Origin of the sequence: Lacihabitans sp. LS3-19, from assembly GCF_024343575.1 — a bacterium.
Classification (GTDB): domain Bacteria; phylum Bacteroidota; class Bacteroidia; order Cytophagales; family Spirosomataceae; genus Leadbetterella.
The window spans coordinates 111,276-136,220 of record NZ_RJUA01000120.1 but is presented as its reverse complement, the minus strand read 5'-3'; the positions used below and the strand labels follow the sequence as shown (position 1 = coordinate 136,220).

Genomic DNA, 24,945 nt, shown 5'->3' with positions numbered 1-24,945 from the left:
TTAGGTTTAAAAAATGGGTTTCAGAATGTTTGTTTTTGAGTTATTTTACCAATTATCTTTTAGCATAATTTGGCTTTGAATTTATAGGCAACAATTTTAGCATTATTTGGCTAATAAAATTACCTTTGCTTATTTTACGGCATGTTAAAGTACACCTTAAAACGGGCCAAGGGTAAGAACCGCGTAGAGCAGATTACTGAAAAGTATGAGGATCGCACGCTTTTGCAAACCCGCAGTGATATTATCAGTGATGAAATGGCCAAGATTATGCTAAAACATGGCAATTGGAAGAAAGAGGAAGTTCGGCTGCGTGATGGTACTTTTTATGTTCAGATGGTGAAAAAGATATTTTAGAGCATCTTGATTGCTTAAAATTTAGTTTTTTAGATTAGTTTAGAATTGTTCAATTGTATTTTTATTTCGCTTTAATGCTATTATAAACAGAAAAACCGTCAAAAATGACGGCTTTTCTAAAATCTGAAAATATGTATCAAAAAGCTATTCCTTTTTTAGCTTAAATTTTTGAAGTTTTGGACAAATTATAATTTTCATCAAATAATAAGTGCAGTTTCTCTTTGCCTTTTTTGATTTCTATGTTGTAAAATATGCTTTTTTTGCCATTTCTTTTTAATGTTATGGATTCACTATTCTTTGCAAAATGCCATCCTGGGTATGTTTCTACGATGGTTTTATCGATTTCAATAGGCAGGGCTACGTCTTTCATTTTGGAGCGATAGCTGATTAATTTCCCGTCTTTATCATACATGGCCATGATTTTTTCATCTTTTCCCATCAAGTTTACCTGATATGCATCGAACTTTTGATTAGGATCAATGTTTAAGTTTTCTTTTACCACCCAAGTTTCGCCGACCAATTCTAATGGAAGTGCCTTGTAAACTATGCTTTTCCCATCTAGAAAGTCAGACTTTACTTTCGAAATTACCTCAATAGGCACCACGTTTTCTTTAAGCTTTATGGTAAATAACTCGGTATCTTGTGCCGATACTTTGCTAGCAAGAGCAGAAGCTAAAATGGCTGATGTGATGATTATATTTTTCATTTTTGTAAGTATTTAATTTCTCTCAACAAACCGTATGTTGATTATACTTCAAAAGTGAAAACACAGCATCAATTTGGACTCAAAATGAAATTAAATGATCGTTAAAAATTAAAAAAGCAGATTAGTTTTAGTCGTGTGAAAATTAAACATTCCCCTTTAGAAAATTAACGGATTATTAGAGCATAATACTCTATTCTGCCTTATTGTAGTTCCAATAAAGCAATTTGGAATATCAGTCACAAAAGGCTTTTATTCAGCCATTTCCCAATAACATTTGGCGATGTTTTCGTTGAGCAATGGCATTTGCATCAACAATAGATTTAGGCCTTTTTGGGTCATTTTCCATTCTATCAGCAGCGAATTGGTTTGTTCATCATAAATGTAAATTTTACAAAAATGATGTTTGCTGTTGATGCCTGCCAATTGACATACTTTTAGGCAATCTTGCAAGGCTTGGGTAAGACTTTCTTCAGACAAACCTCTAACCAAAGGCACCTGATGAAGCGAATATTTGCGGTTAACATCAAAAAAAGCCTCTTCAAAATTCTCTATGACTTTGGCTTGAGGATTAGAAAAATAGAGCGTAATGTCATTTGTTCTCATGATTTTGAAATTTTATTGTTCCGATTTCAGTTTTTCAAAAAGTTCCTTTTGAGTTTCAGTAAGCTTATCAGGTATCAAAACTTGGATTTGTACATATAAATCGCCGAAGTTACCCTCCTTTCCATACACGGGCATTCCTTTGCCTTTTAGTCGTAAAGTTTTGCCGTTTTGTGTTCCCGCTTCTATCTTCATTTTGACTTTTCCCGTCATGGTTTCGGCCAAAATCTCTCCACCTAGTACTGCATCATATACAGAAACGTTCTGCGAAACATAAAGATTGTCGCCACGCCTCTGGAACGGAACCTTATCTTGAACTTTGATTCTGACATACAAATCCCCACGCAAAGCCGCTGTACTTCCTTTAGCTCCCTTGCCAGCAATCTTCAACAACTGGTCGGTATATGCCCCAGGTTTAGTGCTTATTCTTAATTTTTCGCTTTCCACATTGATGATTCTGCTCGTTCCTTTGTAGGCTTCATCTAAGCTGATGGTCATCTCGGTTTCGTAGTCGCCACCTTTTCTATTTCTAGGTCGTTGCCTTCCACCCGAACCAAAAAACTGCTCGAAAAAATCAGAAAAATCTCCGTCATTGCTAAATCCGCCTGTGTTTCCGGCATATTGTCTGCCATTTCCACCGAAAGGATTTCCGCCTTGTTGCTTGCCGTATTGTTCGTATTGTTGCCAGTTTTCGCCCAATTCGTCGTACTTTTTACGTTTTTCAGGATCGCTCAAAACGCCATTGGCTTCGTTGATAAGTTTAAATTGTGCTTCGGCTATTTTATCATCTGGATTTTTGTCTGGATGGTATTTTACGGCCAATTTCCGAAAGGCTTTTTTTATCTCATCCTGCGAAGCTTTTTTGTCGATGCCGAGGGTTTTATAATAATCTTTGTATTCCATGCTTATGTAAATTTTGCTTCATAGTAATAACAAAATTTATACGATAATCATTGCTTTTTTCTTGAAAAAGATAAAACAAATTGGCGGCATATTTTTAGAAAATCCGTTTCTATAAATTATTGGAAATTAATAAATAATGGGCGGATTATTTGTTTTTTGTTGAATTTGGTTGAGGTGAATAATTTTATGTACTTCGCTAAGTTTCAGACTAAGTGGAAGTTTACTTAGGTTTTAGATTAGAGAAATATGAAAATGTTTTATTGGTCTGAAGACCAATTGACACCGCACCTTAGTCTGAAGACTAAGGAGAGCTAAGAGCTAAATCAATCTTTATTTTGCGTATATTTTCTTTTTTGACTAGTTTTGTTAAGGAACAATAAATTATTTTTGCTCGGGAAACCTAAAAAAAAGCATAAACTAACATATAGAATTTAGGTTTACTTTTTAAACATGTTTGATAAATTAATAAATATTTAACTGTTGAAAATATGTTTCCAGAAAAAATAGATTTTAGAGGTTCTTTTTTATATTAAATTTCAAATTTTAAGAGAATGGTAAAAGTTCACCCTCAATATATTAAAGATGCAAATGGCGACAAATCCTTTGTAATTCTTTCAACCAAAGAGTTTGAAACTATTATGGAAGAATTGGAAGAGTTAAAGGATATAAAGCTATTCGACCAAGCTAAAAAAGAAGATACAGGAGAACGTATTTTGTTTTCTGATTATTTAAAAAGCCGAGAATCCAAAAATGCCTAATTATACTGCGGTTTTATCTAAAAAAGCACAAAAACAGCTGGATAAACTTTCTGATAACATTGCCGCACCAATCATTGAAGCTATCCTGGGCTTAGAATTAAATCCGCGTCCTGTTGGCTATAAAAAAATTAAAAGGTAGAGATGGATTTAGGGTTAGAGCGGGCGACTATCGTATAATTTACGAAATATTTGATAGTGAACTAATTATTGATATTATTACTCTAGGAAATAGAAAAGATATTTACGAATAAAAAGTACTTTGTGTTTCTTTTGGAAAATTGATAGTGAAATATGGTTGAAAATTGAAATAATTGGAAAATTTCATTTTCGGTCTGAAGACCAACTCACACCGCACCTTAGTCTAAAGACTAAGTAGAGCTAGAACTTAAATCACTTCACAATTCTCTTAATATACAATTGCTCGACTTTGGTTCTTGCCCAAGGGGTTTTTCGGAGAAAAGCTAGGGAGGACTTTATGCTCGGGTCAAAGTGGAAGCAATTGATTCTGACCGCTTGGTACATTTCGTCCCAACCGATTTTGATGACCAATTCCTTGATAATTTGTTCTAAAGTAATACCGTGTAAAGGATCCATAAAATATAACCTCCAAGTTTTTAGGCTTGGAGGTTTGCTTTGTTATTTAACAACTTTCATTACGCCGTTCATCAATCTCCAGTGCCCTGGAAATGTGCAAATATAAGGGTAATTTCCGATGGTATTGGGTGCTTTAAATGTCAGTTTGAAACTTTGCTCAGGATTAACCAATGGCGTTGAAAATAATACTTCGGACAGTGCCGGAACATAATTTTTCTCTGCTCCTTTTTCGTCCATCATCATTTTGTCTGCTGCAGTTCCTACTTTCTCGTTGGTTTTTGGTTTTATAATTACCAAATTATGTTGCATGGCATCAGGGTTTTCAAATATCAACTCAACAGTTTGCCCAGCTTTAACGGTAAACTCTTTCAAGTCATATTTCATTGCTTCTTTTACAGCTTTTATTCTTATAACTTTTACATCACCTGTAAGTTTTGTTTCTGCAATCACATTCCAGCCTTGCAGCAATTTGGTAAGTTTGGCATCCTGCGTTTTATTTAATCCAGTCAGAAAAACCTTATCCGTAGGATTAACTTTCACATCTTTGATTTTATAGTTCCAACCTTCCGAAATAGCCTTGATCACAGCGGATTTTCCTTGAGCATCCAAAGTTTGAGCGTTTCTTATAGCAGCCACCAAAGATTTGACTGGTGCTACCGAAGCATAAGACCTCAAGGCTCTTTCCATCGAATAAGTGTTCATATTAGCAGGAGCAGCGAAGTTTATTTTTTTGCTTAAAAAGTTATTCTTCTCGTTGCTTTCATTGATCTCATTGCCTTTGTCCAATACGATTCCCAGATTGTATTCGCCGATAATGTCGGTGTAGAAAGATATATTTCCAACCCAAGGCCCATTGATATTTTTGGTTATGGCGACCGTTTCGCCTGCATTTATACCCTCTTTAAAGTTTCGGCTCAACTGATCTACTTTCATGCCCATGCCCTCAAAAGTCATGTCAAGACTGACAAATTTATCAGCTGGCAAATCTATTTTTCCTTGGTTTTTTACATTTACAGTCACTGTTATTCTTTCACGTGCCGAAGGATTTGTTGGGTCAATGATAATATCGGTAATCAATAGGTCTATACCTTCCGCTTTTGTCTCGGCTTTAGCTTCGTGCATCATTTTACTGTGGTCATGGTTCATAGGCATGTCCATAGGTTTGGCGTTCAGCTTTGCACTTTTGGTTTGATTGGCAAGATGTTTTTTCAATAATTTTCCATCATTTGCCGTCAATACACAAGCAAAAGCATCAGGCAACCAACGATCTTCCACCTCAGTAGATTTGTCCATTCTTTCAAAAAACACCTTTTCGGCTTTGTCATCCAGTGGCGATTTTGAAAACAAAAGCAAAGCATTAAGAACTACCAAAGGATCTTTGTCATTCAACAAATCATTTTCTAAAACCAATTCAACAGACTCTTTTGTGAAATCCATCACTTTCAAAGTGTTTTTTCTAACATCCGAAGAAGCATGTTTTAGGCCAATTTCAATAATATTATTATCGATAGCATTTAATCCTTTCAATGTCCACAGAGCATGTATAGCTGGAGCATTTATGCCAATTTCGTCTAAACTTTGGTCTTTTAAAATAGCTATTAATTGCTCTTTTACATCGGTTTTGCCTCTTTGAACCAACAATCGCTGGGCTTGCATTCTCCAGAACATATTGTCGTTTTTCAAGGCTTTTAATAAAACATCAGGATGATAAATTGACAATGCTAAAGGCGTATATTCAGGAGCCTCTTTGGCTGATACTCTGTAGATTCTGCCATGTGTAAAATCCCTTAAATCAGTATCGTAGGCATTTCCTGTACCATTTTGAAAACCCTTCGGTACGGGATTGTGCTGAATAATGAAACTGTACCAGTCTGCTACCCAAACTGCACCATCGGGGCCAACCTCAGCAAATACAGGTGAAAACCATTCGTCTGCACCAGCCATAAGGTTGAAACTTTCTTTATCAAAAAAGTCCGTCCCTTTTTTCTGCATACTGTTTTGGTGCAAAATATGGCCCGTAGGTTCTGAGACAAAAGCTATATTGTTCCAGTATTTTTTTGGAAATGATCTAGCAGTATAAAAATTATATCCAGCTGCCGCTGTAAATCCTCCGAAAGCATCCACTTGCCTAACTTTGTTAGTTATGGGTTTCATATCACGATGGGTATCCGTGCTTCTGCTGCCATTGTCAACTCTGTTTTTAGAATTGAAATAACTATGCGGAATGGCCATGTACCAGCCGTGGGAATTGTTGGCAGTAGAACCAAAAACATCATTGGTTTCGTTGAAAGACATTCCCCAAGTATTGTTTGATGTAGAGGTCATCCATTCCATTTTACTGCCGTCGGGCAAAAACCTAAAGAATGCTTGACCGAAATTTAAAGTATCGGCTCCGTCAAATTTGCCTTTATACCCTGAATAACCCACGCATCCCCAAATCCAGTTGTCGAAGCCATAATGTAGGTTTGAAGGCCCAGCGTGCGTATCTCCGGTACCAAATCCTGAAAACAAGACTTTCTTTTTATCTGCCTTGTCATCGCCGTCTGTATCTTGTAAAAACAACATATCTGGAGCTTGAGAAACGATCAAGCCACCATTGGCGAAAACCATTCCTGTCGGTATGCTTAAGCCATCTGCCCATTTCGTAAACTTATCCGCTTTGCCATCTTTGTCGGTATCTTCACACATCAAAATATAGTCAGAACCGCCTTCTTTTTTTCTTTCGTTAGGGTAATCTTTGGTTACCAACACAAAAAGGCGGCCTTTTTCGTCCCAAGTGATAGCTATCGGGTGCATTACATTCGGTTCAGCGGCAAACAATTCTAAGTTAAAATCTACCGGCACTTGAAGATGCTTCATTGATTCCTCAGGAGAAAGTGGAAACTGTTGCAATTGCGGTCCAGGACGTTGCTCATAATTGGGCAAATTAGCCTCTCTGTATGTAAAAGCGACTGGATTTCGGGCATTAAATGCTGCCAATGCCTCGTCATTTACTGACCATAGAATGGCTTTGTAAAGCATTTCTTGAAAGTCTGGGTTAGACCACGTTCTGTCGTCATGACCGTAGGCTGTATAAAATACCTTTCCTTTGCCATGGGTTCTCGTCCATGTATAAGGTTCGGTTTTAGTGTCTGGTTTGTCTTTAAACTGATCCGCTTTGATTTCTCTTGTAGCCAAAACATTATTATCGGCCTCAAGTTTGGTATGCAAATAGGTTTCGTCATAAGCCGTGAAGGGCTTCAATCCTTGCATGATGGGATGATTTGGTTGAACAGTTTGGGTAGTTATAGAGTCCATGGTATGTCTCCAAAACTGTCCCCCTACCAGTTTTACAAATTCTGGTGAATTTCTAAAACAATAAGATGCACAATGGATGGGCAAAAAGCCTTTTCCTGAAGCCACAAAATCAAGCAAAGCTTTTTCTTGAGCAGGGCTAATTTCGTCCCAATTGGCATATAGCATTACTGCATCATACTTATTTAAGGTTTTCGGATTCAGATCTGTCAAATCATCTGTATAAGTAACATTTACGCCTTTTGGTCCAAGTGCCGCCATAAGTGAAGGCACTCGCTCTATGGGTTTATGGTGGCCATTGTCACCAAGAAATAGGACTTCAAGTCTTCGGCCGGTTTGGGCGAAAGAGCTAAAAAATGAAAAGAAAATGAAAAGAAAAAATAGTTTTTTCATATAATTTTGGTTGAATAAATGAAATAATATGGAAAAATATTTTTTAAATAATATGTCTACATTTTTATGAAACTGCATTTTGTAATTATTTTAAAAAATTCTTTCCCATTTTTAATTGTCTAAGTCTAAATCTAAAATTGTGTTTAGCCGTAAGGCTATTTTAGAAACATATTCTATGGGCAACTCACCTAGTTTTTTAAATAAGCGGGCATTGTCAATAGCTCTAATTTGGTCCAGAAGTACATCGCAATCTTGTTCTAACAAACTAACATCCTCAGCTTTTACTCTAATTCTTAAAAACTCTAAGCCATCAATTAGATTCGTAGAAAAAGGGCAAATTATTGTAGATGCATGAGAGATATCATTTAAAAGATCGGTTTGTAATATCAAAACAGGCCTTACTTTTCCTGGTTCGGTTCCTTTCTGAGGATTAAGATTAGCTAACCAAACATCCATTCGTTTAATCTGCATCTTCAAATTCCTTTAAAATTTTAAGATTATCTTCTTTAACTAATTTGGATTCTATTTTCAATTTCTCGGCGATTAATTCTCGTTTTTGTATTTTATTATAGAAAATAATAGCTTCGTTTATATACCTATTTCTCGGTTTATTAATTGCATCAATAATTTCATCGATTTCTTTAAAAGTGTTGTCTTCTAGTTTTAATGATATAGCCTTCATAATTTTAATATTATTTGTATATACTTTTTATATATACAAATGTAATATTTTTGTTTGTGCTTTTTCTATACTTAAACATTAAAAAAATCAGGTACTCTAATCAATTCTCCGCCTTGCATGGCTGACTCATGAGCCAATATTCCTACGGAAGTCCAGTTGGCAGATTGTGCGGCATTGGGAAATGGATCACGATCTTCAACCAAAGCCATCAAAAACTCATGTGCCAAATGTGGATGCGAACCACCATGACCACCGCCTTGGGCAAAGCTCAAATGCGTGTTTTCGTCACTATCATAAACACCTTTTCCCGTAAATGACTGGATCTCTTTTGGCAAAAGTTGAGCATAATCTGGCGTTTCGACTCTTTCTGGTATCTCAGGTTCAGGTTTTTTGGCGGTATGTATTACATTCGGTTCGCCTTCTATCAATGCCCACTCAAATGATTTTTTAGAACCATAAACCTCAAAACTCTCACGGTATTGACGAGCTACATCAAATAACGATCGGTAAACGTATGCACTTAAGTCACTGTCTTTGAACTTAATATGAGCAGATTCTACTGCAAAAGGCGAATTGTGTATTTTTATTAAATCTTCAGAAATGGTACCTGAACCAAAACAAGAAACGTATTCTGCCTCTAATTTCAAAAGTCCGGCAACGGGTCCAACACAATGAGTAGCATAGTGCATAGGAGGCAATCCTGGCCAATAGTCAGGCCAACCTTCCATATCTTGCTGGTGCGAGGCTTTCAAGAATTGAACTTTGCCTAATTCGCCTTTCTCGTACATTTCTTTTACAAACAAAAACTCGCGTGCATATACCACGGTTTCCATCATCATGTACTTTTTGCCCGTTTCTTGAGTTGCTTTCACTATTTTCATGCAATCTTCTACGCTGGTGGCCATTGGTACTGTACATGCTACGTGTTTGCCAGCATACAATGCCTTAAGCGACTGTTCTGCGTGATTTGGAATCGGAGAATTGATATGAACAGCGTCAATTTCTGGGTCTTTTAGCAATTCATCATAATCAGAATATCGTTTTTCTATTCCGAAAGTATCTCCTATTTTATTAAGACTTTCTGTGTTTCTCTGACAAATAGCATACATGTTGGCATTTGGATGACGCTGATAAATCGGAATAAATTCAGCTCCGAAACCAAGTCCAACGATGGCAATGTTTATTTTTTTCATTTTTATTAAGAATTAAAGTTTTTATATTGTTTTGGTCCAACAAAATATCCAATTAATTTTCTATTCTTTCCAAAAGTTACAGCAATTACTTTCCCTTGATTTACTATTTCAATAACTCTATATAATTTTCTACGAAACTCTGTCGATGTCATTTCTATTATATTTGTCATAGATTTTACAATTTTATAATTCTTTGTAAATAAGCAAACGAATCCTTCACTAACTGTTCTTCAGAATCAAACATTTTCCGCCAAATATTAGCCGCTGCAAGTTTTTCACTGAAAGCTTCTATACTTAGCATTCCTTCATAATTTATACTTTTTAGAGCTTCCAAAACTTCTGGAATTTCAACTCTTCCCTGCCCTAATGTTCCTCTGTCGTTTTCTGATAACTGCACATGCACCAGTTTATCACCGATTTTTTTGATTGCCTCCGTCAAACTTTTTTCCTCAATATTCGCATGGAAAGTATCAAACATAATCTTGCAAGCAGGATGGTCAATGTAGTTTACCAAATCTAGCAATTCATCAGAACAAGAAACCAAATAACTCTCAAATCTATTCAAATATTCTAATCCTAGTTTAATCCCAAGACTATCAGCATATTCTGCCAAATCCCAAAGGCCTTCTTTGGCCCATGCTTTTTCTTGATTTGTAGCTTTTGAGCCCGTAAAAACTCCCAAAGCTGAATGAAAAGGGCCTGTTAATAAATCTGAGCCTAAAATCATTGCACAATCCAAAGCCAATTTGTTTCTTTCTAAGGTTGACTTTCGTTCGTGCGGTTCTGCACTTATAAAACTCTCTCCTGGCCCGTTTATAGTTACCGCAATTCTATCTAAGCCCAATTCATCTAGTTTTTTACGCCAAGAATACCAATGTTCGGGATTGGTATTAAAAATAGGAATCTCAACTCCATCGTAGCCTATTTCTTTTATTTGCTCTAAAACCGGAAATAAACGCTCGTCTATTTCGGTGCCCCAAAGCAAAAGATTCATCCCAATTTTATTTTTCATCAAAGCCTTTCTATTTTAAATACAATATTATAGAAGAATTTTTCAAATTCTATCCTCAATTTTTGCCAATTTATCCTGAATATTGACTATTTTTGACTATCATAGTTTAATTTTAGACAAAAAACAGTATTGCCATAAATGCCCATAGTTTTAGAAAAAAATATTGAAAGTCAGCTAGAATCCATAACTGTTTTGGATTTGAAAGAAAAGCATTTTGACCCAAATTGGCATTTTCATCCTCATTATCAATTATTTACTGTATTGAAGGGGACTGGGACCAGATTTATTGGAGATAATATTCAGCATTTTGAGGAAGGCGATACCGTATTTCTTGGTCCAAATCTTCCACATCTATGGCGAAGTGATAAACAATATTTTGATGCGGATTCAAAAGACTCAACTCATGGCATTGTCTTATATTTTTCTGAGGATTTTCTGGGAGAAAACTTTTTCGAAAAACCAGAGATGAAACCATTGAAAGTCCTTTTAGAAAATTCAAAACGTGGAATATATTGGTCAGATAATTTAAAAGAAAAGGTTATAGATTTTTTGAAAGAAATTCCAGCAGTCTTTGGATTTGAAAGAGTTTTGAAATTATTAGAATTATTACATTCACTCTCTCAAAATACTGATTTTAAATATATAACAAATCCTGACTACGCCAATTCTTACAAAATTTCTGAAACCGAAAGAATGCAAAAGGTCTATGATTTTGTGAGTCAATCTTTCAAAGAAAACATTAAACTGAATGAAATAGCAGATAAAGTAAATATGACAGAAGCCGCTTTTTGTAGGTATTTTAAGAAAAGAACTAACAAGACTTTTGTGGATTTTGTAAACGAAATACGCATTGGAAATGCCTGTAAATTACTTAAAAATAAAGAAATGAGTATTGCTGAAATAGCCTTCGAAAGTGGTTTCAATACGATGTCAAACTTTCATTTTCAATTTAAAAAAGTTACTTCTCAAACCCCAAATGCTTATTTGAAGGCCAATATTCACTAAATTTGTAAAAAAAACTGTCCTGAATGGATTATTTCAAAGATCTTGCTGAAATCCTTAAAATTGAAAAACTTGAAGACCAAGCACAATATAAAAAACTTACCGAATCAGCATCTATTGGCGAAAGGCGAGGAAATGGTTTAACGTGGTATCCGGTGGCTATTAGAGGCCAGGAATTGGGCAGAGGAGATTATCTTACGGTGGAATTTGAGCGAACTACTCATCAAGATTTGTCTCATCAATTTCGTTTTGGTGTTCCCGCAATATTGTTTTCCAATCACGACCCCAAAGTTGACAAAATAGAAGGTGTGGTAACGCATCAAGGTGGAAATAGACTTAAACTGAATATCCGTACAGACGAATTGCCTGACTGGAGTCGTGATGGCAAATTAGGCCTTGAGGTGCTTTTTGACAATACTTCTTATGAAGAAATGTTTTCGGCATTAAAAAAGGCCTCAGATGCTGAGAATATAGAAGTAATTAAAGGCAACAAAACGCCTACTTTTAATGAGACATTGCCTTATTTTTCTGAAAAAGACCTAAATGCTTCTCAAAACAAAGCAGTTGAAAAGATATTGAATGCCAATGAATTAGCAATTGTTCATGGTCCTCCTGGAACAGGTAAAACTACAACTTTGGTTGCTGCTATTTGTAAATTAGCCATAGAGAAAAACGAAAAGATTTTGGTAGTTGCACCGAGCAACACAGCGGTAGATTTGCTTTCAGAAAAACTTTCGAATGCCGGACTAAACGTAATGCGAGTAGGCAATCCAGTAAGAGTTTCAGAGAATCTATCTGCACTTACGATGGACGGCAAGATGAGAAACCATCCTGCCTACAAAGACATCAAAAAGCTGAAAATACAGGCCAATGAATACAAAAACATGGCCCACAAGTACAAACGAAGTTTTGGAAAAGCTGAGCGTGATCAAAGGAAGGCCTTGTTTGATGAGGCCCACAAAATCATGAAAGAGGTGGAGCAAACCGAACAATATATTCTCGATGATTTGTCCTCCAAAACACAGGTTGTTGCTGCCACTTTGGTTGGTTCAAATCATTATACAGTTGCAAAAAATCTATATGATACCATTGTTATAGATGAGGCAGGCCAAGCTTTAGAACCTGCGTGCTGGATTCCGATTTTAAAAGCCAAAAAGGTTGTTTTGGCTGGTGACCATTGCCAGCTTGCTCCTACCATTAAGTCTCAAGAAGCTGCAAAAAAAGGATTAGAAAAAACACTTTTAGAAAAACTGGTAGAAAAACATCCTTCTGCAGTTGTTTTATTAGACACCCAATACCGCATGAATGAACAAATTATGGCTCATTCGTCTAAAACTTTCTATAACAACGACTTAAAAGCCCATGACTCTGTGGCGTTTAGAAGAATTTCCGAAGATTTACCGCCAGTTCAATTTATTGACACTGCGGGATGTGGTTTTGACGAAAAACTAGAAGGAACTAGCTCAACCAACCCTGAAGAGGCCGCTTTTGTAATTAAAAGAGTAGAGGAATTGTTTGAGAAAATTGATAAGAACAAAGTACCAAGTGTGGCTATAATCAGTCCGTACAAGCAGCAAATTCAAATTTTAAATGAATATCTTAATTCTTCTGAAATATTAACAACTTATGCAAAAAACATCTCTGTAAACACCATTGATAGTTTTCAAGGTCAAGAACGTGATGCTGTTTTTATATCTATGACAAGGTCAAACAATGAGGGAGAAATAGGTTTTGTGGCTGACACTAGACGCATGAATGTGGCCATGACAAGAGCTAGAATGCTTTTGGTTGTGGTAGGCGACAGTGCCACAATTGGTAATTTTCCTTACTATTCTGATTTTATCGAATATACACAATCTATTGATTCATATAAAAGTGCTTGGGAATTTCTATAAATTGCATAAATGAGCTCAATAAAAGTTTCAATATTAATTCCGGCAAGAAACGAAGAGAAAGTTTTACCCTTACTCTTTGAATCATTAAATGCTTTGGATTTTCCGAGGGATTCATTTGAAATTCTTTTTGGAAATGATGCTTCAGCTGACAAAACAGGAGAACTTATAGAAAGTTTTGCCATAAATAAACCTTGGATTAAAGTCCTGCATATAAATGAATCAAAATCAGTTTTAAAAGGAAAAACAAGAGTTTTGGCAGAACTTGCAAAAATGGCAAAGGGTGACTATTTGTTTTTTACAGATGCTGATATCGTTTTACCCAAAACTTGGCTTTCGGGAATGCTTTCAGAATTTGAAAATGATGCAGAAACTGGCGTAGTGGTTGGCGTAACTGCGATGAAAACCAACAATTTAAAATCTGCAATGCAATCCTTAGAATGGCTTATTGTGCTCTCTATCAATAAGTTACTATCTGATAGAAATATTCCAACTACAGGTATGGGAAACAATATGGCAGTAAGTAAAAAAGCTTATGATGCCGTTGGTGGATATGAAAAAATAGGTTTTTCTATTGTTGAAGATTATAATTTGTACAAAAATATTATAGACAAAAGATTTGGATTTAGGCAGGCTTTCAAAAACGAGGTCCTGGCTTATACCTTACCACCTTCTAACTTTTTTGAACAAAGGCGTAGGTGGATTCAAGGAGCGATAGAAAATAACCCTGGACCCATGTATCTGGGAGTGTTACAGGCTTTAGCATTACCTATTTATATCATTCTTTTTTATTTCTCACCGCTTTGGGCTTTTACTTTATTCGGTTTTTCTAATTTGGTGTATTTTGGTTTTACTATGTTTTTTGAAAGTAAACTAAAGATCAAAGGTTATTTAAAATTCATTCCGATATTCTCAATCTACCTTCCTGTAGCTTGGTTGGCTCAATTTATGTATTACTTTTTTACAAAAAAAGCTATTTGGAAAGGCAGGGAATACTAAATCAATAAATTTTTGGGTTCTGTTTTTTTCTAAATAAAGGTCACTTAGAGTTTTTAATCCTTTCTTTTTTGGGTTTAAACATCTTTTTTATCATTTTTGCAAATATTTCCAATAAAAGATGAAGGCACTAGAATTAATCATTGACAATCTTGATACTGTTTTCAGAGGCGATGCTTGGCATGGCCCTTCTGTGATGGAAATAATTAATAGTTTGCCGCTCGAAAAAGTGGATGAAGTACATAATTTTTCAAGTCAGACGATTGCACAGCATATTTTTCATTTAGCTGCATGGAGAAAGTTTGCCATTGAAAAACTCAATGACAATATCCACTATTCTTTAGAAACAGATGAAGACAATTGGGGAAGTGCAGAAGTGACTGCTCCTCAGAACTTTAGTTCGCTGATTGACTATCTAAAAAATCAACATTTTGAGCTAATCAAAGAATTGGAAAAGTATGACGACGATTTGCTTACCCAAAATGTCCCGGGTGAATATTACAATTTTTATAAACTCTTAAACGGAATAATTCAGCACGATACCTATCATTTGGGTATGATATGGGTCTTATGGCAATAAAACTACTATAATATGGCGACTGTAAACCAAAACATTGAAAATTTAAAAAACCTCCTTAACACAGCTTTTCATGGTGGAGCTTGGCACGGGCCATCGGTTCTTGAGCTTACCAAAGGCTTGTCAGTTAAAGAAGCATCTTATTCTGCAGGAAATGTACATAACATTGCGGAATTGTTATATCATATCACGAGTTGGAGGCTTTTTTGTGTAAAAAAAATGCAAGGAGACGAAGCTTATAACATCAGTGATGATAAAGCAAATTGGGGAAATATTGGGAAAATTGACCAATTTGAACTTGAAACCTTAATGATGGAGTTGACATTGAGTCATGACGAACTTATAAAAGAACTGGATACTAAAACAGATGCTTTTTTACAAGAGATAGTTCCTGGTGCAGAATACAATTTCAATACACTGATCAATGGAATTATTCACCACGATTTATACCATTCAGGACAAATAGCAATTTTGAAAAAATTAGCCACAAAGAATGCCAAAGGTGGTGATGATTATCTGGAAAGCAGCCGGTATTTTGAAGATGATTTAGAAGACGATTTTATATAAAAAAAAGCCTTTCAGCATTCCTGAAAGGCTTTTTTTTAGCTATTTTCTATTAATCAGCCTTTGTAAATTTCGAAGTTCTTCCCATCAGTGAGATACCAATATATCCTCTAACATCCAGTTGGGTTGGGCTTACTAGCTTCATATTACTTGAGTAAGTTTTACCATTTTTTGGATCATAAATACTTCCATCTTCCCATGCTTTTTCTCCGTCTTTTTTGAAGTTTTTAAGGAAAACCAATCCCATTAAGGGAGCAGATTTCAATTTAGCATTTGGATTAAATTCGTCGGTACGAGGCTTTCCGTTGTTTAATGGATCCTTTAGCCATACTATTTTCCCAAAAATTTTGCCGTTGGTTTCGTAAAATTGAACGCGGGCAGTTTTTTCTTCATTGTACCAAGTGCCTTTTGTAATATCTTGGGCTGAAAGTTTGAAGGAAAGTGAAATAAGCGTGAAAACCAATAAAAGTGTTTTTTTCATAAGGAAGTTTTAAGTTTGAATAGTTTATAAATTGATAAAGAAATTACGATTCCAATGCATCCACCTACCAATATATCAATTGGATAGTGAACTCCGAGATATATACGACTGTAACTTACGATTATTGCCCAGAATAAAAGTAAAAATATCCAAAGGTTTTGCCTTCTGAAAATCAAAAAGATAGACATAAATAAGGCAAAACTATTGGCAGCGTGAGAGGAAGCAAAGCCAAACTGCCCACCGCATTTTCCAACTAAAATCATTTCTGATAAAATTTCATGGCAAGGTCTAAGTCTCTGAAAATAAGGTTTGAATATCCCAGAAGCAATAAAGTCACTTAAAGCCACTGAAGCAATAATAATTAATATAAACTTTATAGCATTTTGCCAATTAAAGTTTTTAAAAAATAAAAAGATGATCAAAACATAAAGTGGTATCCAGACTTTAGATGCAGAAAAAAACAGCATTGTTTTATCAAGCCAAAAGTTATGATAACTGTTAAGCCATAAAAATGCATTTTTGTCCCATTCTAAAATTTGCTCAATCAAAATCAATCAAATTTTAAAGTTTTTCTTACTTCTGCTATCGTTTTTTCGGCTATTTCTTTGGCCTTAGCTTCACCCCTACTTAGCATTTTCTCCAATTCTTTTGGATTGTTCATATAGAAATCAAACACTTCTCTTTGCTTTTGATATTTAGAAAGTATCAAATCCAAAAACTCCTTTTTGGCATGACCATAGCCATATCCGCCTGCTATATAATTGTTTCTCATAGCTTCAATCTGCTCATTACTAGCTATTAATGCATATAATTTAAAGACTAAACAAGTATCTGGATTTTTTGGCTCTTCTAATGGAGTAGCGTCGGTAACAATTCTTTTTATTTGTTTGTAAAGCTCTTTTTCAGGTAAAAATATATCAATATAATTATTGTAGGATTTACTCATTTTCTGACCGTCTATACCTGGAATAGTCATAACTGACTCATTTATTAAAGGTTCGGGCAAAACGAAAACTTCACCAAATATTCTATTAAATGCTGCCGCTATGTCTTTTGACATTTCTAAATGTTGCTTCTGGTCTTTTCCCACAGGCACAAAATTGGCCTGATACAAAACGATGTCAGCCGCCTGTAGAATTGGATAGGTAAACAATCCCGCATTTACATCAGCCAGTTTATCCGATTTTTCTTTGAACGAATGTGCATTGGCCAGCATCGGATATGGTGTAACACAGCTCAAATACCACATCAATTCGGTGTGGTAACCCGCCAATTTAGACTGGCGATAAAAAAAGTTTTTTTCTGCATCAAAACCACAGGCCAACCATGCCGAGGCAACCGCTCTGGTATTTTCATGCAAAACACTAGGGTCTTTGACGGAAGTCAGTGAGTGTAAATCAGCTATGAATAAAAAAGACTCGTTTTCTGATTTTTGTGATAAAGCCACAGCAGGTTCTATCGCTCCCAAAATATTTCCCAAATGCGGTCTACCGCTTGCTTGAATTCCAGTTAATATTCTCGACATATTTTATATTTCGCTTTTTTGCACTTAATTTTTCACAAAATTAGACATTTATTACATGATACAGGAAGCTACATTTGAATTTTTAAGAAAATTAGAAGTAAATAACAACAGGGAGTGGTTTTTGGAAAACAAAAATGAATATGAAATAGCCAAAGCTAATTTCGTTGATTTTTGTGAAGAGGTTTTGGAAATGTTAAAAGTGATCGAACCTTCATTTGCCAACACACAAATAAAAGATTGCATATTTAGAATAAATCGGGACATTAGATTTGCAAAAGATAAGCGTCCATACAAAAACAATCTTTCGGCTGGATTTGGAGCAGGTGGTCGAAATTCTGGAAAGATCGACTATTATTTTCAATTGCAAAATGGTGAAACAATGATAGGTGCTGGTATGTGGCAACCTTCAAGTGAAAACTTAGCTAAGTTTCGTCAGGAATTAGATTACAATCCAGAGGTTTTAAAGGGCATAATTGATACGCCAAAATTTAAAGATGCTTATCCAATTGTACACGGCGAAAAACTAAAAAGAGCACCTAAAAATTATTCAGAAGATCATCCTGAGATAGAATTACTAAAACATAAAGAGTTATTTTTTGTAAAGAAGTTTTCGAATGAGAAAGTTAAGCAAAAAGACTTTTTAAAACAGTTATTTTATCATTTAGAGGTAATAAAACCATATATCGACTATTTAAATGAACTGTTTTATAATTAATTTTTTATTGCAAAATATTATTTGGTAAATATCAATAATTCCAAAATATTATAAAGAATCATTAATTAATACAATTTTTAAAACAGCATCAGTAAATTTGAACATAAAAATGTAGTTTTTTACAAAAAAATCAAAATTTGATACTTTTTTTATTGCATTATTTTAATTTTTTTATATATTTTTTAAATTTTATCATAAAAACAAACCTATTTTTTGAAATTTACTCAAAATTATATTTCGATTTATTTGGATTACACAAAATCTTTGTGTTAAATTTGTATCAATAAAACGATATAACAATGAGAAATTCTATTGAAAAAGACAGCTATCAATTATTATTTAACATTCTGATATTTTTTGGTGTAGTTTTGAGCATCGTATCAGTTTTGCTTTATATCAAACCTGAAGGTTTTGCTCCTAAGACACTTAGTGTTTCTACAGCATTGCTATTTTTACTAACAGGTGTTACGTTATGGTTAAGAACAGATTATTTGAAATTATATAATAAGTCGCAGTACCAAACTAAGAAAATCCCTATGTGGTTTTCTGCTGGTGCATCTATTTTGTTTGGCATTTTTATTTTAGTGTAGGCACAATAATCCAAAGGAAATTTCAAGAGGCTTTTGCCTCTTTTTTTTTGCCCAAATTTTAAACATTTTAAATCAAAATTTGGTTAAGGTATAAATCATATATTTTTTAAATGAAGTTTCTTTACACATTCACATTTATCTTAATTTGTTCTTTGGTTTTTGCTCAAAAATCAGGCAGTATAAATGGTAAAATTGTCGACAAAAACACACAAGAGGTTTTACCATTCGTAAATTTACAAATATTGGGTACTTCCAAAGGTGCTACATCTGATGATCTTGGGAAATTCAGAATCACCGACATTCCAGTTGGCACACATAATATAAAGTTTAGCTACGTTGGTTACAAAGACCTAATCTTATATAATATCGTCATAAATTCTGGCAATGAGAGCACTTTTCAAATTGAACTGGAACAATCATCAAACAACCTAACGGAACTTGAGGTTACCGCAAAAAAGGAAACGGCATTCACTGGAACCTTAGAATCTCCATTGAGTATTCAAAAATTAACAGCAGAGGAAATAAAAGCCAATCCAGGTGGCAATTTTGATATTAGTAAAGTAATACAAATTCTTCCTGGTGTTGGAGGTGGAGTTGGTGGTGGTAGTTTTAGGAACGATATCATTATCAGAGGCGGTGCTTCAAACGAAAATGTATTTTACCTTGATGGAATTGAGGTTCCTGTAATTAATCACTTCCAAACCCAAGGAAGCAGTGGCGGACCTCAAGGAATGCTGAACGTTAGTTTTATAGAAGATGTAAAATTGAGTTCTTCGGCTTTTGACGCTAAATATGACAATGCTTTGAGTTCTGTTTTTCAATTCAAGCAAAAAACAGGTAATCCAAACCAACTGCAAGGCAATGTAAGGCTAAGTGCTACTGAATTAGCAACAACATTGGAAGGCCCAATAAATGATAAAACAACATTTTTAGCTTCAGCTAGAAGATCATATCTTCAACTATTGTTTAAAGCTATAGATTTGCCGATTCGCCCTAATTATTGGGATTTTCAAACCAAAATAACACACCAGATTGACAAAAAAACTTCTTTGATTTTTGTAGGCTTAGGTGCTATAGATGAGTTTAGTTTTGCTATTCCTGAGGATTATTCTGCTGAAAAAGCCCAAATTATCAATTCTTCTCCTTCCATAAATCAATGGAATTATACTGTCGGAGTTTCATTAAAACGTTTGATAAACAATGGCTATTGGAATTTGGCCTTATCAAGAAATATGTTTAATAATAATATAGTTAAATATGAAGACAACGAAGCTCCTGAAAATTCTCCGAAAACTTTAGATTTAAACTCTCGAGAAGCAGAAAATAAATTGAGATTTGATATTAATCAAAACATCAACAATTGGAAGATTTCTTATGGTCTTTCTTCGCAGTTGGTAAAATATACCAATCAAACTTTTAATGTAATCAGAAAAGAAGTAATTGATGCAAATGGAAATCTTGTGCAACCAAAGGTTAGCATAAATTTCGAAAGTCCATTGAATCCATTCGTTAAATATGGAGCCTTTGTGCAAGTTGGAAAAAGGATGAGCAAATTTGGATTCAGTGGTGGATTAAGGACAGATATGAATACTTTTACCACTTCGGGTAGAAATCCGATAAAGACATTGTCTCCTAGGGTTTCTATGAGTTATTACATTAATAATCAGTGGTCTATAAATGCTTCAGCTGGTAGATATTCAAAACTGCCACCGTATACAATTTTAGGCTTTGCCAATTCAAAGGGTAGCTTGGTAAATCAAAATGCCGAGTACCAAATCAGCAATCATTTGGTGGGTGGCGTTGAGTTTTTGCCTAACGAAAGCCAAAGATTTACCCTTGAAGGATTTTATAAATATTACCAAAATATGCCAATTTCTAAAGCTAATGGCATTTCTTTGGCAAATCTAGGAACTGATTTTAATGTTTTGGGAAATGAAGAAGTATTGTTTACTGGCAAAGGAAAAACTTATGGAATTGAGTTTTTTGCACAGAAAAAATTAACAAAAAGATTTTTCGGCGTATATTCTTATACTTTTTATAGAAGTTTATTCAGTGGAACAGATGGTAAAATGATATCTAGTTCTTGGGACAACAGACATTTGATGAGTTTTGCGATGGGATATAAATTTAAGAAAAACTGGGAGTTAGGGCTCAAATTCAGATACCAAGGAGGTGCTCCCTACTCTCCTATCGACGAGACAACTTCAAAGCTTAATTATGTCACTCAAGGTGTTACTTTTTATGATTATTCAAGGCTAAATACCTTACGATTGGGAGCTTTTAATAGCAGTGATATAAGAATAGACAAAAAGATTAATTTCAAGAAAACTGCTCTGGATTTGTATATAGATGTAACCAACTGGTATTTGGCAAAATCTCCAGCTGTTCCAGAATTCACCTTAAAAAGAAACGAAAACAATACAGGTTTCCAAACTACAGATGGCTTGCCTTTAAAATCAGATGCATCAAATGGAGTTTCAGTAATAGTTAATGACCCATCAGCCTTGGTAACTCCAACGATAGGCTTCATTTGGGAATTTTAAGTTATCGATAAACAACAAAAAAGGCTAATGATCAACTCATTAGCCTTTTTTATAATTAAAATTTAATGTTTTAATTCGAACCTAAAATTGCTTGTGTAAAATCTTCAATTAGGTCATCGATATCTTCTAAACCAACAGAAACCCTCATACTTCCCTCAAATATTCCCAGTTTAATTTTATCTTCAACAGGCACTTTCGCATGGGTGGTTGTATTTGGATTTGTAATGGTAGTTCTGCTATCGCCTAGATTAGAAGTCAAAGAAGCGATTTTTATTAATTTTGTAAATTTCACCACTCTTTCAAAGCCACCTTCTAATTCAAAAGTTACCAAAGCTCCGCCCGCACTCATTTGTTTTTTTGCCAATTCGTACTGAGGATGAGATGGCAAAAACGGATAGTTAACTTTTTTTACTCCTTTTATAGATTCCAAAGCTATGGCCAACTTTTCGGCATTGCTACAATGTCTATCAAGTCTTAAGCCCAAAGTTTCTAAACCTTTTGTAAGCACCCAAGCATTAAATGGTGCTAAAGATGGACCGGTTTGACGACAGAAAAATCTTACTTTTTCTATCATTTCTTTGGTACCGACGATAATTCCACCCAAAACCCTGCCTTGGCCATCAAAAAATTTGGTGGCAGAATGCACTATCAAATTTGCTCCATATTGAGCAGGTGTTTGTAGCATTGGTGTAGCGAAACAATTATCTACAAAATATATCAAGTTATGCTTTTTGGCTATTTCTCCAATCATTTCCATATCCACCAATTCCAATCCAGGATTAGAAGGTGTTTCTAAGTAAATCATTTTTGTATTGGGCTGAATAGCTTTTTCCCAATCTTCTTTAGGAGCCGAGGCATCTATGTAAGTATGCGTTATTCCCCAATTTGGCAATATTTGCGTAATAACTTGGTGAGCAGAACCAAACAAAGCTTTTGAAGAAACGATATGGTCACCAGCAACTAAATGAGCTGCAAAGCCGGCAAAAACAGCCGCCATACCTGTAGCAGTAGCTATGCCTTCCTCAACTTCCTCTAACATACATACTTTATCAACAAACTCTTGTACTGTCGGATTTGAAAATCTTGAATAAATATTCCCTTCTAAAGTATTGTCAAATAAGTCTTTACCCATTTGTGCGTCTTCAAAACAAAAGCTGCTTGTCATATATAGAGGCGTAGAATGCTCTCTAAATTGCGTCTTTTCAGTCTGAATCCGAATGAGTTTGGTCTGTTTTTTCATTAAAAAATATCGTTTTTATAATTTTTTATCCATGATTTATTTGAGCCATTTATTTTTTCAAAATAGGGCACAAAATATTCTTTCATATCTTTTTTAAAATCCCCTGAAGGGTAAAAAGGTTCGGCAATTGTTACTACTTTCTCTTTTAAATCAAATCCTACTCTTAAGATGGGAATATGAGCACCATTGGCTATATAATAAAAGCCCGATTTAAGTTTTTCTACATCCTTCCTCGTTCCTTCTGGGGCTATTCCTACCAATATTCTTTCGTGAGAGTTTATTACAGCTACCTGACTTTCTACCATATTTAGTTTTTCGGATCTGTAAACAGGTGTGCCACCTAAGAACTTGAAAATAAAGCCAAAAGGCGGTTTGAATAATTCGGCCTTTCCTAAGTATCTAATTTGAATTCCCATAGCCGCACGAGCACTTATACCAATCAAGAAATCTTTCCAACTATTATGCGGAGCTACTGCCAAAATGGCTTTTTTGATAGTTGGATCAACTTTTCCCACTACTTTCCAGCCAAATACTTTAAAAAAAAACTTTAATAATATGTTCATCTTTAATTTATAGGATTAGGTGAAAAACATAAAATGAAAATCACAATAGCTAACCATCCCAAAACTATTCTAGTCATTCCTAAAGGTTTTGTGTCAAATGTAGCGGGATGATAAACACCTAGTATTCTGCCAATTAAAAATCCAAATGCTATGAATCCTGAATACCCAGTTAGTGAAGGAGTGATTTTTGAAAGTGTTAATTGAATAAAAATAACAGCAAGTGTTATAATCCAATTGTTGACTTTATTCTTAAAAATTCTTGAGAAACAAAGATAATTGAAATACACAAAAAATGCGAATTGTAGCAATAATGTGGCTTGCGTTTCAGAATAAGCCATTCCAAAATCTGACAATTTAAACATTCCTAGCCCTGAATAAGAAACTAACAATACCAAAAATGTAGGAGAAATGACATCAAAAGCCCTTTTGCCTATTAATGCGAACAATATGTGTCCACCATCTAATTGGCCAATTGGAAGTAAGTTTAATGCTGTAAATAATAAACCTAAAAATCCCGCCAAAATCAATGGGTAATGTGTAAGTTCATAAGGGTGTGGAATTAATTTTGGATCGGCAAAGGCACTCTCAAAAAAATTATATAACAAACTTTTTCCTAATGTAATAATCTCACCATTTGTTGCATAATTGTCGAGGAAGGCTCTGTAATTCCCTTGGAAATTCTTGTATTCTGGATGAATTCCATAAATATATTCATCGCTTGGTAAGTAATAAAATCCGCAAGCTAAAACTGTAGCTGCTACTACAAATCCTGCAAGAGGTCCAGCAATGCCAATATCAAAATAGTCATTTTTTGAATTTACTTGCTCTTTGATTTTTATAAATGCTCCAAATGTGCCGATGGATGTTAAAACCACAAACCAACCTGGAATATAATATGGCAGGGAAACTTCGATTTTTCTAATCTTTGCCATAAAATAATGGCCAAATTCATGGGTAGTTAAGAATCCTAGGAATGGAATAGAGTACCAAAACCCACGTTTAAACTCTGTCCAGCCCATTTCCTCCCATTGAAAAAAGAAGGACTTTCCAAATATCCATTCTGCACCAGCTAAAGTTGTTGTTATTAACGTAGCTATAAATAACAGTATATGAATATAAGGGGACTTTAACATATTAAAAGATATGATTTAAGATTTCAGTGAAACATTCAGGTGGATTTATTTTAATACAGTTTATTCTTAAGTCTTGAGCAGCAATGATATTCTCCTGATTATCGTCAATAAAAAGTACTTCTTCTGGTTTCAGATTTATTTCACTCAAGACTTTATCATATATTCTATAATCAGGTTTCCAAAGTCCCATTTTGTAGGATAAAAATGTTTCGGAAAACAGGTTTTGAAAGTTGTTTATTCCATGAGATTGTCTAAAATATTGCATACACTTTTCAATATGTATATTGTTAGTATTTGACAATAAATATATTGGATACTTGTATTTTAATTGCTCTAAAAATTCAATCCTATTTTTAGGTACATTAAGCAACAAAGCGTTCCAAGCCTTATCTATCTCTTGATCATTTAATGGATAACTCAAAACCTGTCTAATTACATCTCGAAATTCTTCATCGGAATAAAATCCAGATTCATATTTTCGAAAAACATCACTCTCTGCAAATAAAGCCTTGATTTTATTGGGAGATTTAAAAGTCAACTCCGCAAATGCTTCATAAGTTTTTTCTAAATCAATATTGATGATTACGTTACCAAAATCAAAAATTACAGCTTTAATAGTATCTTTTAGAACCATA

General features: G+C 34.5%; 29 protein-coding genes. 12 read left to right on the top strand and 17 right to left on the bottom strand.

The features are described from left to right. Positions 1-141 precede the first annotated feature (141 nt). Positions 142-354, top strand: coding sequence for a hypothetical protein (locus EGI22_RS18235; protein WP_255069875.1), 213 nt, complete (start codon positions 142-144; stop codon positions 352-354). A 160-nt stretch (positions 355-514) separates the two neighbouring features. Here the strand turns inward: EGI22_RS18235 and EGI22_RS18230 are convergent, their stop codons facing one another. From EGI22_RS18230 to EGI22_RS18220, 3 genes are all read right to left on the bottom strand, one after another. Next, on the bottom strand, positions 515-1,060 hold the full coding sequence (locus tag EGI22_RS18230; RefSeq protein ID WP_255069874.1) for a hypothetical protein: 546 nt from the start codon (positions 1,058-1,060) through the stop codon (positions 515-517). A gap of 249 nt (positions 1,061-1,309) precedes the next feature. After that, positions 1,310-1,663: a hypothetical protein gene (locus EGI22_RS18225; RefSeq protein ID WP_255069873.1), complete on the bottom strand. Its 354-nt coding sequence runs from the start codon at positions 1,661-1,663 to the stop codon at positions 1,310-1,312. 12 nt (positions 1,664-1,675) lie between these two features. Then, positions 1,676-2,563, bottom strand: coding sequence for a DnaJ C-terminal domain-containing protein (locus EGI22_RS18220; RefSeq protein WP_255069872.1), 888 nt, complete (start codon positions 2,561-2,563; stop codon positions 1,676-1,678). 551 nt (positions 2,564-3,114) lie between these two features. On the opposite strand from EGI22_RS18220, the gene EGI22_RS18215 reads away from it, so the two are divergent. Genes EGI22_RS18215 through EGI22_RS24180 form a run of 3 tightly spaced genes read left to right on the top strand, consistent with a single transcriptional unit; the run spans position 3,115 to position 3,572 of the window. Next, positions 3,115-3,321 (top strand): hypothetical protein, encoded by a 207-nt coding sequence (locus tag EGI22_RS18215; RefSeq protein ID WP_255069871.1) that lies wholly within the window; start codon positions 3,115-3,117, stop codon positions 3,319-3,321. Beyond that, the gene (locus EGI22_RS18210; RefSeq protein ID WP_255069870.1) at positions 3,314-3,460 is read left to right on the top strand and encodes a type II toxin-antitoxin system RelE/ParE family toxin; all 147 of its coding nucleotides are present in this window, start codon (positions 3,314-3,316) and stop codon (positions 3,458-3,460) included. The genes EGI22_RS18215 and EGI22_RS18210 overlap by 8 nt, the downstream gene beginning before the upstream one ends. Then, positions 3,435-3,572: a type II toxin-antitoxin system RelE/ParE family toxin gene (locus tag EGI22_RS24180; RefSeq protein WP_369010881.1), complete on the top strand. Its 138-nt coding sequence runs from the start codon at positions 3,435-3,437 to the stop codon at positions 3,570-3,572. Before EGI22_RS18210 ends, EGI22_RS24180 begins: the two co-directional genes overlap by 26 nt. Before the next feature lie 139 nt (positions 3,573-3,711). Here EGI22_RS24180 and EGI22_RS18205 read toward each other — a convergent pair whose 3' ends face one another. From EGI22_RS18205 to EGI22_RS18175, 7 genes are all read right to left on the bottom strand, one after another. After that, positions 3,712-3,915, bottom strand: a complete 204-nt coding sequence (locus EGI22_RS18205; RefSeq protein ID WP_255069869.1) for a VF530 family DNA-binding protein — start codon at positions 3,913-3,915, stop codon at positions 3,712-3,714. A gap of 42 nt (positions 3,916-3,957) precedes the next feature. Continuing rightward, entirely contained in the window at positions 3,958-7,602 is a 3,645-nt protein-coding gene (locus tag EGI22_RS18200) for a PVC-type heme-binding CxxCH protein (protein ID WP_255069868.1), read from the bottom strand. 111 nt (positions 7,603-7,713) lie between these two features. Next, a complete protein-coding gene (locus EGI22_RS18195) occupies positions 7,714-8,073 on the bottom strand; it encodes a type II toxin-antitoxin system PemK/MazF family toxin (protein WP_255069867.1) in 360 nt (119 codons plus the stop codon). Further along, the gene (locus tag EGI22_RS18190; RefSeq protein ID WP_255069866.1) at positions 8,063-8,284 is read right to left on the bottom strand and encodes a hypothetical protein; all 222 of its coding nucleotides are present in this window, start codon (positions 8,282-8,284) and stop codon (positions 8,063-8,065) included. Before EGI22_RS18190 ends, EGI22_RS18195 begins: the two co-directional genes overlap by 11 nt. A gap of 71 nt (positions 8,285-8,355) precedes the next feature. Further along, positions 8,356-9,477 (bottom strand): Gfo/Idh/MocA family protein, encoded by a 1,122-nt coding sequence (locus EGI22_RS18185; RefSeq protein ID WP_255069865.1) that lies wholly within the window; start codon positions 9,475-9,477, stop codon positions 8,356-8,358. Positions 9,478-9,482: 5 nt separating this feature from the next. Further along, positions 9,483-9,647: a hypothetical protein gene (locus tag EGI22_RS18180; protein ID WP_255069864.1), complete on the bottom strand. Its 165-nt coding sequence runs from the start codon at positions 9,645-9,647 to the stop codon at positions 9,483-9,485. 5 nt (positions 9,648-9,652) lie between these two features. Then, positions 9,653-10,489 carry a sugar phosphate isomerase/epimerase gene (locus EGI22_RS18175; RefSeq protein ID WP_255069863.1) on the bottom strand — a complete coding sequence of 279 codons (837 nt, stop codon included), beginning with the start codon at positions 10,487-10,489 and terminating at the stop codon, positions 9,653-9,655. A gap of 138 nt (positions 10,490-10,627) precedes the next feature. Here EGI22_RS18175 and EGI22_RS18170 point away from each other — a divergent pair, with 138 nt between their 5' ends. The 5 genes from EGI22_RS18170 to EGI22_RS18150 all read left to right on the top strand — a co-directional run bounded on the left by EGI22_RS18170 (position 10,628) and on the right by EGI22_RS18150 (position 15,523). After that, positions 10,628-11,494 (top strand): AraC family transcriptional regulator, encoded by an 867-nt coding sequence (locus EGI22_RS18170; RefSeq protein ID WP_255069862.1) that lies wholly within the window; start codon positions 10,628-10,630, stop codon positions 11,492-11,494. Positions 11,495-11,517: 23 nt separating this feature from the next. Next, positions 11,518-13,386, top strand: coding sequence for an AAA domain-containing protein (locus EGI22_RS18165; RefSeq protein WP_255069861.1), 1,869 nt, complete (start codon positions 11,518-11,520; stop codon positions 13,384-13,386). Between the two features lie 9 nt (positions 13,387-13,395). Further along, entirely contained in the window at positions 13,396-14,382 is a 987-nt protein-coding gene (locus EGI22_RS18160) for a glycosyltransferase (protein ID WP_255069860.1), read from the top strand. Positions 14,383-14,500: 118 nt separating this feature from the next. Continuing rightward, complete coding sequence (locus EGI22_RS18155; protein ID WP_255069859.1) at positions 14,501-14,959, top strand: DinB family protein; 459 nt, start codon at positions 14,501-14,503, stop codon at positions 14,957-14,959. Between the two features lie 12 nt (positions 14,960-14,971). After that, entirely contained in the window at positions 14,972-15,523 is a 552-nt protein-coding gene (locus tag EGI22_RS18150; RefSeq protein WP_255069858.1) for a DinB family protein, read from the top strand. 49 nt (positions 15,524-15,572) lie between these two features. Here EGI22_RS18150 and EGI22_RS18145 read toward each other — a convergent pair whose 3' ends face one another. From EGI22_RS18145 to trpS, 3 genes are read right to left on the bottom strand one after another with little or no spacing between them, the layout of a single operon-like run. Next, the gene (locus EGI22_RS18145) at positions 15,573-16,001 is read right to left on the bottom strand and encodes a DUF2147 domain-containing protein (protein ID WP_255069857.1); all 429 of its coding nucleotides are present in this window, start codon (positions 15,999-16,001) and stop codon (positions 15,573-15,575) included. Further along, on the bottom strand, positions 15,998-16,549 hold the full coding sequence (locus EGI22_RS18140) for a phosphatase PAP2 family protein (RefSeq protein ID WP_255069856.1): 552 nt from the start codon (positions 16,547-16,549) through the stop codon (positions 15,998-16,000). Before EGI22_RS18140 ends, EGI22_RS18145 begins: the two co-directional genes overlap by 4 nt. Positions 16,550-16,551: 2 nt before the next feature. Then, complete coding sequence (gene trpS / locus EGI22_RS18135; RefSeq protein WP_255069855.1) at positions 16,552-17,526, bottom strand: tryptophan--tRNA ligase; 975 nt, start codon at positions 17,524-17,526, stop codon at positions 16,552-16,554. 55 nt (positions 17,527-17,581) lie between these two features. Between trpS and EGI22_RS18130 the strand changes: the two genes are divergently transcribed. From EGI22_RS18130 to EGI22_RS18120, 3 genes are all read left to right on the top strand, one after another. Further along, positions 17,582-18,241 carry a DUF2461 domain-containing protein gene (locus EGI22_RS18130; RefSeq protein ID WP_255069854.1) on the top strand — a complete coding sequence of 220 codons (660 nt, stop codon included), beginning with the start codon at positions 17,582-17,584 and terminating at the stop codon, positions 18,239-18,241. A gap of 299 nt (positions 18,242-18,540) precedes the next feature. Next, positions 18,541-18,831 (top strand): hypothetical protein, encoded by a 291-nt coding sequence (locus EGI22_RS18125; RefSeq protein WP_255069853.1) that lies wholly within the window; start codon positions 18,541-18,543, stop codon positions 18,829-18,831. 110 nt (positions 18,832-18,941) lie between these two features. Then, positions 18,942-21,374: a TonB-dependent receptor gene (locus tag EGI22_RS18120; RefSeq protein WP_255069852.1), complete on the top strand. Its 2,433-nt coding sequence runs from the start codon at positions 18,942-18,944 to the stop codon at positions 21,372-21,374. A 70-nt stretch (positions 21,375-21,444) separates the two neighbouring features. On the opposite strand, the gene EGI22_RS18115 is transcribed toward EGI22_RS18120, so the two are convergent. The 4 genes from EGI22_RS18115 to EGI22_RS18100 are packed head-to-tail and all read right to left on the bottom strand — an operon-like array spanning position 21,445 to position 24,944. Further along, positions 21,445-22,614 carry a PLP-dependent aspartate aminotransferase family protein gene (locus EGI22_RS18115; protein WP_255069850.1) on the bottom strand — a complete coding sequence of 390 codons (1,170 nt, stop codon included), beginning with the start codon at positions 22,612-22,614 and terminating at the stop codon, positions 21,445-21,447. Next, positions 22,614-23,177 carry a 1-acyl-sn-glycerol-3-phosphate acyltransferase gene (locus EGI22_RS18110; protein ID WP_255069849.1) on the bottom strand — a complete coding sequence of 188 codons (564 nt, stop codon included), beginning with the start codon at positions 23,175-23,177 and terminating at the stop codon, positions 22,614-22,616. Before EGI22_RS18110 ends, EGI22_RS18115 begins: the two co-directional genes overlap by 1 nt. Positions 23,178-23,179: 2 nt before the next feature. Then, positions 23,180-24,310, bottom strand: coding sequence for a site-2 protease family protein (locus tag EGI22_RS18105; protein WP_255069848.1), 1,131 nt, complete (start codon positions 24,308-24,310; stop codon positions 23,180-23,182). A gap of 1 nt (position 24,311) precedes the next feature. After that, the gene (locus EGI22_RS18100; RefSeq protein ID WP_255069847.1) at positions 24,312-24,944 is read right to left on the bottom strand and encodes an HAD family phosphatase; all 633 of its coding nucleotides are present in this window, start codon (positions 24,942-24,944) and stop codon (positions 24,312-24,314) included. Between the last annotated feature and the right edge of the window lies 1 nt (position 24,945).